This window comes from Mesobacillus zeae, assembly GCF_003570705.1.
Classification (GTDB): Bacteria; Bacillota; Bacilli; order Bacillales; family Cytobacillaceae; genus Mesobacillus_C; species Mesobacillus_C zeae.
Window position 1 is genome coordinate 15,594 of the sequence record NZ_QWVT01000045.1, and the last position, 12,836, is coordinate 28,429.

Below are 12,836 nucleotides of genomic sequence, written 5' to 3' on the forward strand. Positions count from 1 at the left end.
ATATAAGGCTGGCGAGCCAAAACGGACAGGGTGGTCAGGGATATATTGTGGCAGAATTGTGAAGAATAATCCTTGTTACAGCAAACAAAAAACGCCAGACTCCCGACAAGCGTTTTTAAAGAAATACTTATGATTTATGACCTGTTTTCCCGATGGCTTTTTGAATAACTGCTGCATGGTCCCTCATGTCACCGATTCCCTGGAAGTGAAGATACATAAGTTTCGGCTGCACGTGAAAGTGGTGATTATGGATCGCGGATACTTCAATATTTCCCTTGCGAAATTAATTAGCAACACCATTAACCTCGTCTTCAATTAAAGCCATCTCTCCCATTACAGCTGTCTTCCCATCGACTTTTTCTAATGAAAAACGAAAGACAATCTCCATTGTCTCAGAAGACAGCTTCTTGTCCATATGCTTCAGCTAAATTGGGAAGGACCTTACCTTCACCTCTGTTTTCTTTGCATTTGTCACATTGTCATGTGCATATATTTCATTATTGGGAGCCACTTGTTTTGCCTTTTGTTAGTTTTTTTACACAAAAAAAGCGCACAGCTCTTGGCTGTTTGCGCTTTTAAATAGCAAACGAATGATTCCCGATTTTTTTGACCACTGTGCGAGAGGAAATCCAGTTGCTTGTTGCCGTATCAGGATTATAAAAATAAAGCAGCTCGTCATCGTTTCCTTGACCTTCTTCCGTCAACGCCTCCTCAACCGCCTTCACAGATTCTTGATCAGCAGGCTTGTTAATGGAGCCGTTTTGAACAGGTTCAAAGGCATTCTTCTGATAAATGACACCTTGTATCGTATCGGGAAACTGTTCATTTTCAACCCGGTTCAGCACTACATTTGCAACTTCCACTTTGCCATCATAAGGCTCCCCTTTTGCCTCAGCATGGACAAGACGGGCCAAAAGGACCCTTTCTTCTTCATCGATAAAACGGTTAGCGGTTGACTCGATTTCTTTCTGGCCGAGGCTGGTCTCCTTTAATTTCAAAGACTCATTCTTCTTTTCTGTTGCAGCCTTCAGGTGCGATGTTGTAAAAACTGTATATGAACCAATTATGAGGATAATGGAACTGATGAAAGAATATAACTTTTTCATTTGTAAAACCTCCTGTTAATTTTTTTAAGAATGAACAGGCCCTATACAACAAGGCTAACAGGTTTACAATGAAATCTCATTAGTGAATAACTGGGTTGGTTACCAGCGACGAAATATAAGAAAAAATCCCCTGACAAGGAAGAAGTGAACAGGTCACTTCTTCCTTGTCAGGGGAACGATGATTGTCCGGCTATTACAAATGATCATTTTCTTTTTATGAATGCGTTTTTGCTTTCCTCTCAAAATGGTAATGCAATCGGTACTCGCAGATTTCTCGAGTCCAACCGCAGAGAGTTTCCCTGTTCTCAGGATGAATTTCCAGGTTAAGTTTAAAGATACCGTTATTAAATGTAACCAATCCATTTGAACTGCCACTCCATTTTGTCATCGGCATCCTAGCAATTAGTTGCCCGACACCTTCCTCGGCATATTCCCACAGTTTCTTTGATGATTTATCAGAGAAATCAATTCGCTTTCGATACTCTGTTTCGGTAAGGTACTGGTGGAAAAACGGTGCCGCTTCCCTTGGGGTTATTGGTGCACTCCAATCGTTAATACCTCTGTTTAACATGGCAAGAAGCACAACCATTTTATAACTTTTTGCCATACTGGTTTTTTCTGCTTCTTCAAGCCAGTCATGATACCGCATGTATACTTCCTGTTCATAAGTAGACAGTTCATCCGCCCACTCCAGAAAACCAATATACGATTTGAATTCCTGCCGATAATGTACCGAATCCGAACCACCCTTCAAATGAAGTTCAAGGTATGTAGGTCTTTGGCCAATTTCTTGTTTCAGCTGCATATAGTCTTCATATAGCTTATCCCGACGAGGCTGTCTTTTCCTGGCCATCTCTTTCAAAAGATCGATGACCTTTATATCCAGGTTCAATTCACAGGTTTGCGGAACTGTCGGTTCAACGATTTGGCCATTTCTCGACCGATTATTCGCGCTATCAAACAGACTCAGTTTAATATCTGCATTGCGGTAATTTCCTATCAAATCGATGATTATGCAATACTCTTTTCCTGGGTACAAACGAAGGCCACGGCCTATCTGTTGTGTGAATACAGTCAGCGATTCTGTCGGACGGACGAATAGAAGAGTATCGACAGGAGGAATATCTACACCTTCATTGAACAGATCCACTGTAAAAATGACATCAAGTTTCCCTTTTTCAAGCATGGCAATTGCATTGCCTCTGACCACGCCTTTTTGCCTTGAATGAAGGCTGACAGTATTAAAACCTTTACTGTTAAAATAATTTGATAGAAAATCCGCCTGTCTTACTGAGGAACAGAAACCAATTGTTCTCGTTTGCTTTTTCTCTTTCCAGGCGTTCAGAATATTCTCCGCCATTCCTTCTCGCAGCTGCACTTGGAGTAGCTGCTCTTCATCATACCTCGTACCTAGCCAACTGATTTGGCTGTAATCCGTGTCATCATATACGCCATAATATTTGAATGGAGAGAGCCAGCGGTTTTCTATTGCCTTAAGGAAGTCAAGACGGAAGGCGACGTTTCCGTCGCAAATAGCGTAAACATCCTTATTGTCATTTCGATCAGGAGTAGCGGTAATCCCAAGCAGAAATTTAGGCGAAAAATATTCCAGCACGCGTTGATATGTATTGGCTGCTGCATGATGGAACTCGTCTATTACAATCAGGTCAAATTCATCAGGAGAAAATCTTTCAATATGGGTATTGATACTGAGAGTGTAAATCGAAGCGAAAATAACATCTGCTTCTCCCTCTTTGATACGGCCGTTATAGATACCAAAATTTCTATCAGGCATAATTCTTTGAAAAGACGCTTTTGCCTGATAAAGGATTTCTTCACGATGCGCGATAAAAAGTACATTATTAAAGTTTTGCGCAAAAAATCCTGCAAGATAAGTCTTGCCGAGACCCGTTGCCATGACAACGAGTGCTTTGCTGTACTCTTCTTCCAGTGTCTTGTTCAGTTCTTCCAATGCATCTATTTGAGCAAACCGTGGTATGATTTTTCCATACTCAGCCTGTTCATCATGAACAAGATCGACCTGTGCCGGAATTTCTTCCTCAGCCGGCAGCATCATCTCAATCTCCTCTGCTTCGGTCCATTCTTTTGCCAAATTAGGATTGGATTCATGAACTTGGTCGTAGACCGTACGATATGCTTTAAGTGTTTCACTGTTCAGCTCAATTGTTTGATCAGCAAGAAAAAGCTTAAGAAACTCCGACAATGCCTTATTGAACAATTCTTTCTCGTCACTCACTGCAATATTCCATTCAACACCAGTATTTAGCGCGGATCTAGATAGATTGGACGAGCCTATAAACAGGCACTCTTCGTTCTCTCCAGAAAAAAGATAGGCCTTTGGGTGAAAAGAAACCCCGTTGCTTCGCCAAAGCCTGATTTGAATGCGATTGTCAATCTTCAGAAGCTCTTGGAGTGCGTCAGGCTGGGTGACATACAAATAATCACCGGTACAAACCTTAATATCCGCACCCCTGTCAGCTGCCTTCTTCAGTCCCTCTTTTAGAAAATCCACCCCTGACTTCATAACAAATGAAGTCAAAATGCAAATCGTCGCCGCCGACTCCATGCGTTGCAAAAGCTGGCGACCCAATCCGCTTGTAACCAAATCAATCTTACTCATCTTCAACCTCAATCAAAAATATCTTTTCCTTAAAGCCCCCACGCTTTGCAGCCTTCATCTTCCGAACTTCTTCTACTTCATCAATCGATGACCCATGATACTCAGCAAGTGCATGCACAATCTCCAAAAGATCCGCAAGCTCCTCCACAGCGTCTTCCTTCGTCTCAGTCTCAACATATTCATTTAACTCTTCAAACGCTTTCTTCCTAAGCTCCACAATGTATTCCTCATTGTTTAATACACTCGTAGAAAAACGTTTCCCAGTTTTTTCAATCACTTCAGGGATTTTGTCACGAACTAGTTTGTTGTATGTTGGCATATTTATCTTCATCTCCGTTAAAATACATTGTAAGTTTGTTTTGTTATTTCAATGATATACTAGGTGTTTTTATAAAAATTTCTTTTTTTTCTATTGCAGTCTTTATGTGTAGCTTGGAGGTTTAAAAATGTATCGCGCCCTCCGACTGACAAAGGTTTGATGTGATCTATTTCAATATCGTCACCATTGAATAATAGACCATTACATAATGGGCAAAGATTTTCCTGTTTTTTTATTAATTTATTTCTTTCTTCATGTGTAAGTATAAGTTTTCGATTTTGAATTTCGTATTTACTCCATATTCCATCTAATTTAATATAAAAATTATCTGTTCCGTTTTGGGCTCCTTCTCTTCCTCCAGTGTTAATGTCATCTTGGATATCTCTAATATAATTAAAAATATCAGATATTCTTAGTTTGAGTTCAACTCTATTTTGTTTTACCATTTCATAATTTATTTTATGAAGTATAAACCATAGCACATAAAAATTCTGTAAAGTTCGCCTAGCTTTATTACCTTTTGGATGGTAAAGATTATCTAGTTCTATTTTTAAGAAACTTGTTATATCATCAGTATCCTTATCAATTAGGAGAGTTTTAACTTTTCTTATAAAAGTTTCAACTCCTTTAATACTTTTGATGAAATCCTCTTTTAAATGGTTATCTAAGGAAACGGAATTTAGTAATTTTGTTATATCTCCTTTATCCTTTATTCTAGAATTAATTTTATTTCCAATCCTATAAATATCCAAATAGTCAGTGATAATAGTGTCTTTTTTTCTATTTTTGTACTCTAAGTAAGCTAAGGTTGTGTATAGCTCCTCATTATTCATTCTATTATTATTGAATCTAACATGGAACCATTGACTATGCTTCATAGTATTCTCTTTAATAATACTTATCACATCTTTATCTACATATGAATTCCACATCTCAAATGTATTTTCTCTAATTGGATACGGTTTATTATTTAACCTAATAAATAAGTCAATAGGATCGAAATTCGGGTTTATTCTCTCGTCAATATTAACAACAGAAAGGTTAAAATCATAAATTTTTTCTCTTAGTTCTTCCGGTAAATCATCAAATTTCTTCCCGTTTAAATTACCGAGTATTGTAAGTTTATTTAACAGAAACTTATCTTTTTCTGATTTAATTTTTTCACCTTCCTCATTATTAAATGGTTCGCCTATAAAACCGAGTATTGAGAGTAATCTTTGTTGTCCATCAACAACCTCTGAAATTCCATCATTTCTTTTATATACAAATATAGGGGGGAGCTTAACACCAAGTAGTATACTTTCTATAATAGCAGAGGACTTCATCTTATTAATAGCCTCCCCCCTTTGATAGGAAGGTCTTAATAAAAACCTTCCTCGCATCATTTGTCTACATATATCTTCGATAGTAGTTGTCGATGCATCTGGTTTATTTAACCTTAGTGATTCAAATTGATGGATCTTGTTAGTGTTGTTTATATCCACGTTTAACTCTTCTAATTTTGCTTTGAATCTTCCCTTATTATTTAGATATAAATCAAAGTTGATACCAAACTCATCTTCAAATAATCCCGCTGTAAAATTATATCTCCCAATAAATTCCTTATAAAAATGACTCTGCTCAATTCTATATTTATCAATATTAGAAGAGATTTTACTTATCAATTTGGCCCTAATTTTTGAGTCATCAAAAAAATCAAGATTTTTATTCTCCACTTCAAGGATAGAAATCATCCAATAAAGGCACTCATAAACCAGACGATTAGTAGGCTTTTTTTCTTCATCAAATTGAAACCTAAACTCATTAAGAACCTCAATTTTTGATACAAAATCAGCATAAAATATATCCAGATCATTGATATTATTTGATATATTTTCAAATATTTTACTGATTATTTCTTTTCTTCCTTTTAATCTAGCATAATAGTTTATAGGAATATGATGTATAACTAATAGAAACCTTATTTTTTCCATTACTTTTTCTATTGTAATAGCTTTATCCATTAGTTCAATTTCTCTCTCTTGAAAAAACAACTCCAATAAACTTTTATAGAAACTCCTATTTTTTTTTAAACTTTTCTTAAAATATGCATTTGTTTCATTATGGGTATATCTAGCATTTTCAATTTCCGCACTCTTTAAAGGCGTTATCCCTGAATTGTATCTTCTAAATATTTCTTTTTTTATTAAATCTTCTTTCCGCTCATCCAACCTAGGTTCATTCACAATACCAAATTCAATAATTCTTAGCTTTGTGTCCCAGAAAATATCCTGAATTTCTATTGGAAAATCGTTAAAACTCTTCTTTTTAAAATCTTTAAGAACTGTTAGACCACTATTTGTTAATGCAAAAAAACCTTCTATAAACCGTTTTATAGTTTCAAATCTCTATCTCCCATCAATTACTTCGATTTGTTTACCCGTGTTAAAAAAAACAAGTGGAGGTATTTCTGTGCCTAACAATATACTTTCTATAAAGTAAGAAGCTTTATCAGCATCCCAAACATAATTTCTTTGATAGTAAGGATCATACACTGTATTTTTTTTCTTCTTGCATTTGCAAATAAAGTTTCAATGGACATGACTTTAGATTCAATTGTTAGGTGGGATTTGAATATTTCTTGAATTTCAACATCCTTCAGAAAAATATCATTCATTTTTTCTTCTCCTATCATTCGGGTATATTTTACTGATTTCTACAAAACACCCATTTCTCCTGCCTAATTTTGTTATATATTGAAATTAATTATTTTGAAAAACAAATCTTTTTTTATGCTTTACAATATATTCTTATTCGCCCCAGCTACCAACCCTGCCGGCATTTCCTCTTTTAGTTTCCAAATAAAGCTCATTGGCTTCGCACCGTTATTGCTGATGTATTCTGCTGTTCCTAGAAATATAAAGGGGGCTGTGTGGCCGTTTTGTTGCCTGTATTCTCGTACGAACAGGGCGATTTTATGATGATTCTTTTTATGGTGTATATACCTTTGGGCAGTTGGGCTGATTTCTGATACTCTGCTTTGTGTTTGCCAGTGAAAAAGTTTTTCGTTGATTGCATAGTCTTCATAGAGCGTTGAAGGTGAAAAGTCTTTTTCTGATTTATTTAATGTGATAAAGAAGATATCTAGATCCTTCTCCGGGAAGTATTTCACTCCTTCTCGAAAGGCTGGTGTTTGATCCTCGTTATAATACCCCATTGCTGCTAAGACTTGTGTCGTTGAGTAGCTGCAGTGAACTTTTAACGGACAAGGGAAGGAGAAGTCATTTCTTATTTCCATTGTTTCGATAGATTGATATTGAAAGCGAAGGATATCTAGCATTTCATTTTTAAACTGTGGGTTGTTAAAGATTTTTTGTATTCCACTTTCAATGGACTCAAGTCCTTCTTTTTCTGGGTACTGCTGATAAAAAGAGTAATAAAGTATATGAAGCATCAATTTTTCTTCTTCGTTCTTTATGATTCCTTCCTCGATATAGCGAATCAAAAACATCAGCAAAGTGCTTGAATTAAGAAAAAATAAGTTTTGAAGCCGTTTGGTAACGAAATCTTCAAGTTCCCAGTGCAAGGCTTCCCTTAAACCTGCTTCAACCTCCATTCGAGTAAAGCTTCGATTGCGGTTTTTTCCGTAAAAGTCGTACAGGGAGAGGTCATAATGGTGCAGAAAGTTTCTCAATGTCAGATCCAGGCCAGTATCTTGGCTAAAGTACTTCATCTTGGCAACAAGATTGCTTCGTGTATAGCTGCTTGTTTTAATATTCCGTAAAATATATTCTTTAGCCTGTTTTTCTAATTGAATAAAGCTTCCCTTCGGAAGGTTGAAGAAGCCATTTTCCATATAGTATTGGACCGAATGTTTTGTTTTTCCAATCAGTGCCCGGAATTTATCTTCAAAATTATAATTCTTATGTGCTTGTCCAACAAAGTCTAAAACAGTGAGGCAGTCTTTATCTTCTGCAAGGCGCAAACCTCTCCCTAATTGTTGAAGGAAGACAGTTAAGCTTTCTGTTGGTCTTAAAAAAAGAATCGTATTTACTTCTGGAATATCAATACCTTCATTATATAAATCCACAACGAAAATGAACTTTAATTCACCATTGACAAGCTTTCCCTGCGCCTCTCTTCTTACCTTGGTATCAACATTTCCATAAAGAGCAACGGATGGAATGCTGGCTTCGTTGAAGTAATCAGCCATATATTTTGCATGATCGATAGACACACAGAAACCGAGTCCTTTTACCTCCTCTATATCCGTTACATACTTATACAGACTGTTAATGATTTGAGTACTCCGTCTCGTATTGGCAGTATAGACGTTTGCTAACTCACGAACTTCATAACCTTTCCTTCCCCACTTTAATTTTGATAAATCAACAGTGTCACTCACACAAAAGTATTGGAAAGGACTGAGCAACTTGCGATTAATTGCTTCAGTTAAACGCATTTCAGCAGAAATTGTATCTTCAAAAAAGGTCAAAACATCTTTACCATCCATTCGTTCAGGTGTCGCTGTTAAACCAAGAAGAATTTTGGGATCATAATGGCTTAACAGCTTTTGATAAGAGTCTGCTGCCGCATGATGGAATTCGTCTACAATGATGAAATCGTAATAATCCGCTGTTGTAAATTTATATAATTCCCTGCTGTTATAGCTCTGTATGCTGACGAATAAATGATCGAGTGATTCTGGCTGATTTGTCCCTACAAGGAGGTCACCAAAGTTCGGGTCCTTTAAAATAACTCGAAATGTATCTAAGCTTTGCTTTAAAATTTCCTCTCTATGTGCCACAAATAGCAGCTTGGCTGAATTTTTATTATCTTTTTTAAATCGCTTGTAATCAAAGGCGGAAATGACAGTCTTCCCAACACCTGTTGCCGCAACAAGCAGGTTTTTCTTTCTACCAAAAACTTCTCTTTCTACCTGAAGTTTTTCAAGAATTTCTTTTTGATAATGAAAGGGCTGAATATCAAAATGAACAGATAAAGCATTTTGATTCTGCTCTTTTTTGTTAGACAAAGCGATCTTTAACTGTTCCCGATCGGAACGTTCGTTGTGATCAAAGCCTTTAAATTCACTATCGTTCCAATAGCTTTCAAATGTGGCCTCAAATTTACGAATTATATCAAACGAATCCTTTTCAGTCACTTTCATATTCCACTCAAGCCCTGCGGTTAAGGCGGGATTAGAAAGATTCGATGAACCAATATAAGCCGTACTAAAGCCTGTGTCTCTTTTAAATAAATAGGCTTTTGCATGAAGACGTGTCCGCTCTACGTCATAGGAAACTTTGATTTCCGTATTCGGCAGCTTGCTCAATTCTTCAATTGCCTTATAATCGGTTGCCTCCATATAAGAGGTAGTAATCACTCTAAGTTTGTTTCCAGGCGCTGCTGTAAAGCTCTTTAACTCCTCAATAAGGCAGCGCAAGCCACTCCATTTAATAAACGAGACAAGCATATCCACAGAATTCGCTGTTAAGATTTCCTTCTTTAACTCACCAAGCATATTGGGCTCATAATTTGAACCAGTAAACAAAGAGCTTTGTGAAAGAGGAGTGATTGGTCGGATCACTTCCCCTTTACGAAAACTTTTTACCGAATTCATTTTTGAATAAATAGAGGTTAGAATTTCTCCTTCCTCTTCAATCTTTAATTTCTCAAATTCTTCCTCATCCAACCGCTCTCCTAGAACAGTAATAATTTCGTTACATGTCTGAATCTGGTCAAGCAATGCCTGCTTACCGTCGCTCTGATTATCGCGAACGAACTTTAAAGCTCTTCTTGTTACAGTGTTTATGTATGATGAAAGTAGTTTCCTAGCCTCTTCAATATCTAGTTGTTCCTTGCCAATCTCATAATGCTCTATATCCAGCGTTTCTAACTCTGATTTTATATGCTGGTTAATAATCTCCTCGTAGATGCCTTCTTTCATATCCGGCTTCTCCCACTCATTTATTATTTTTAAGACTGGTGCCTTTTTTATTCACTTTATACAGAACGCGCCTGTAATTGTTCGGACATATATTCTAGCCATTCTTGTTTCATAGATTGCAAATGTGGATTGGCATGATAATAGTATGGGTAATTAGCGTATGGCTTTCCCATATACTCTATATCGTTCATTTGTAACGTGAATAACGCTTTCTTTGCCAAATCAGAAATGCACGAATTCGTTCCCCATGCTACAATCACAGGGCCTCGATTTTGAAGGAATAAGTTTTGAAGTTCCTTGGCCCGTTCGTCAGAAAATATACTGTGATGGGGAAAAGAATGGCGACAGCTTTTCATCAACTCGCTAAACTTACTTAGATTTCCTTCGCACAGATCTGAAAGGTTAAAAATCGCTGTTTTATTCCATTTTTGTTCTGCCATCACTCTCATCAGTTGCCGTTGAGTAGGGTCAGACTTTGCTTTCACTAAAGGCACACTATCACTTAAAGTTTGAATAACCGGAACATTATATGAGGAATCAAGTGGCTGACAGCTTCCGGGATTCACCATGATAAAAAGAGCATCATAATGTTCTTGATAAGTGGATTCCTTAGCCTGTATTACAGCTAGTCGCCTACACAAATAGCTTTTCCCCTTATTTGTATACTGATAAAAAGCTCCTTCCACTTCATATAGATCCCTTATATGCCCTTCCATACGATCTCTCCCTTTCAGAATTAAAGTATATCTTTATTTTAAGAGAGAATTTAGTATGTTACCATATATTTCATCTAAAAGGATTCAAAAACCAGCTAAATAAAAACTTATATAAATTAAAATTTTGAATCGCTCGTATCCGAATTAACCCTTCGATACCCCGCAAACCAACTGATTGCGATATCATCAAGCGGGCCTGACAATTACTTAAACTTCTGGATTAACACCCAATCAAAAAACCTTAAACGACTAATATCGTTTAAGGTCTGTTAAGAAGTTGGTTACACATTATGAAGGCTATTGGGTGATCCCCACTCCATTCAATCCATCCTCAGTTGCCTTCACTTCTGTACTATTCTCTCCGAATAGGTCGACGGCAGACTGAATCAGTGCGGCTCGCGCCTGGCTGAAGTTTGAGTCTGGTGTTAGGTAAACGGTTAGGGCACGGTAGTAGATTTTTCCTAGCTTTTCTTTTCCGATTTGCGTGCCTGTGAGATAGGCTGCATGGTTGATGATGGATGAGTTGATATGAACGCCGCCATTGTCCAGGTATAACGGAAGCTTGTAGAATTCATTCATATGCTTTGGATATAATCCCCTGCCGTCTCCATAGCGTACATAGGAAGCTCCGACTGGATATTTATTTGGATTGCTGAGGCTTCGTAGTGATTCTCTGCCGGAAGCCAGTGCATCAGGTGCCATGATGTCTTCTCCCATTTCCCAGTCATCACCATCGACCAGTGCTCCGAAAATATCGGAAAAGGCTTCATTTAATGCTCCTGATTCAAAACGGTATTTCAATCCTGCAGAATGAGTGGTAACGCCGTGCGTCATTTCATGTGCTGCAACGTCCAAGCCTGCGGATAGAGGGATGAAGAACTCCCCGTCACCGTCTCCATATGTCATTTGATAGCCATTCCAAAATGCGTTATTGTAATCTTCCCCATAATGGACGGTTGAGACAATTGGCATTCCATTGCCATCAATTGAGTTTCGTCCGTGCTGATCTTTATAGTAGTGGTAAACCTTTTCAGAATTATAATGGGCATCCACACCCGCCCGCTCATAGTCACTCTTCCAGGAAGCATTTTTGGCAGCAAATAATTCTCCAGGAAGCTGTACAGTGGATGACCGCCACTGGTTTTTAAAATCGTATGTTGAAATGCCTTCAAGGTTCTCATGGGAATTATCCTGGAGATAGAACGTAGATCCTTCATTTGATCCAGCAACGTTTTTGTGAGAGATATGAAGTGTTCTATGATCTCCCTTCACCCCAATTCCCGATCCGGTAGCTGGTTTGAATTGATCGGTATGCATAAGGCCGTTGTATTGATCAATCACTTCCCCAGTCTTTGCATCAACGAATACAAACCAGTTTCCAGGGTTTTCACCAAGGAAGTTCAAATTGACTTTATACGTTAAATAATGCTGGTTTTCAAATGGAAGTATGACGAGCTCTGTTTTGGGAGCGTAATCCATCTGTTCTGGTGCAGAAACGGCTTTCTTGGCCGTTTCGAGTGCACTTTCAGCTGATAGTTGCGGTGAAGTGCTCATATTACTTTCGGCAATTTCATTATTATAACTGCCGTTAACAGTTTCAACAGCACCGTCTTTGTTATAGTGAACAACCATTTCAGCATCTTCAACAGGCACACCATTTTTTGTTTGCTGCAGTCTGACATGGGTCATACCGAGATCGTCTTTATCCTGCCCTTTCACTTTGAGACTCTTGCCGGCATTCTTTATGTTTAGCTGGCTTTCATTTTGTTCGATGAACTTGACCGCATCAGCTGTGTCTTTCGTAGTAATGTGTTTGATTTTTTCAAAAACGGGACGGTTTTGCTGCTTCCAGCCTTGCGCATGATTTTCAGACACGTGATTCACCCTATCTTCCTGACTGACAGCGCCAACAGTTCCAGCGGCAAATGTACTGGTAAACAAAGCAGTGGATAATACCATGGGAATAACAAATTTCTTATTCATCCTAACCCTCCTATTTTGTTTTCGGGAGCCCCAGTGTCAGTATGGAACAGTATGTACGAAAAAACTTTCGGGACCCTTATGTAATATATTAACAGGAATAAATGGAAAGGGTAAGGATATTTTATAATATTTAGAAAAATGA

At 37.6% G+C, this 12,836-nt stretch carries 11 protein-coding genes; all 11 read right to left on the minus strand.

Annotated features, from left to right (window positions below):
- Positions 1-127: 127 nt before the first annotated feature.
- A complete protein-coding gene (locus D1970_RS23520; RefSeq protein WP_119114703.1) occupies positions 128-268 on the minus strand; it encodes a DUF1259 domain-containing protein in 141 nt (46 codons plus the stop codon).
- 15 nt (positions 269-283) lie between these two features.
- Complete coding sequence (locus D1970_RS22640; RefSeq protein WP_219915616.1) at positions 284-415, minus strand: DUF1259 domain-containing protein; 132 nt, start codon at positions 413-415, stop codon at positions 284-286.
- A gap of 160 nt (positions 416-575) precedes the next feature.
- Positions 576-1,106: a cell wall hydrolase gene (locus D1970_RS20465; protein ID WP_119114704.1), complete on the minus strand. Its 531-nt coding sequence runs from the start codon at positions 1,104-1,106 to the stop codon at positions 576-578.
- Positions 1,107-1,320: 214 nt separating this feature from the next.
- Positions 1,321-3,747, minus strand: coding sequence for a DEAD/DEAH box helicase family protein (locus D1970_RS20470; protein WP_119114705.1), 2,427 nt, complete (start codon positions 3,745-3,747; stop codon positions 1,321-1,323).
- Positions 3,740-4,066: a nucleoside triphosphate pyrophosphohydrolase gene (locus D1970_RS20475; protein ID WP_119114706.1), complete on the minus strand. Its 327-nt coding sequence runs from the start codon at positions 4,064-4,066 to the stop codon at positions 3,740-3,742. Before D1970_RS20475 ends, D1970_RS20470 begins: the two co-directional genes overlap by 8 nt.
- Positions 4,067-4,125: 59 nt before the next feature.
- On the minus strand, positions 4,126-6,276 hold the full coding sequence (locus D1970_RS20480; protein ID WP_119114707.1) for an HNH endonuclease family protein: 2,151 nt from the start codon (positions 6,274-6,276) through the stop codon (positions 4,126-4,128).
- A gap of 177 nt (positions 6,277-6,453) precedes the next feature.
- Positions 6,454-6,600 carry a DUF262 domain-containing protein gene (locus D1970_RS23525; protein ID WP_181213261.1) on the minus strand — a complete coding sequence of 49 codons (147 nt, stop codon included), beginning with the start codon at positions 6,598-6,600 and terminating at the stop codon, positions 6,454-6,456.
- Entirely contained in the window at positions 6,537-6,722 is a 186-nt protein-coding gene (locus tag D1970_RS22550) for a hypothetical protein (RefSeq protein ID WP_181213273.1), read from the minus strand. The genes D1970_RS23525 and D1970_RS22550 overlap by 64 nt, the downstream gene beginning before the upstream one ends.
- Before the next feature lie 120 nt (positions 6,723-6,842).
- On the minus strand, positions 6,843-9,995 hold the full coding sequence (locus D1970_RS20490; RefSeq protein ID WP_119114709.1) for a DEAD/DEAH box helicase: 3,153 nt from the start codon (positions 9,993-9,995) through the stop codon (positions 6,843-6,845).
- Positions 9,996-10,051: 56 nt separating this feature from the next.
- Positions 10,052-10,711 (minus strand): hypothetical protein, encoded by a 660-nt coding sequence (locus D1970_RS20495; RefSeq protein WP_119114710.1) that lies wholly within the window; start codon positions 10,709-10,711, stop codon positions 10,052-10,054.
- A gap of 297 nt (positions 10,712-11,008) precedes the next feature.
- On the minus strand, positions 11,009-12,694 hold the full coding sequence (locus D1970_RS20500) for a M4 family metallopeptidase (RefSeq protein WP_119114711.1): 1,686 nt from the start codon (positions 12,692-12,694) through the stop codon (positions 11,009-11,011).
- Positions 12,695-12,836: the final 142 nt, after the last annotated feature.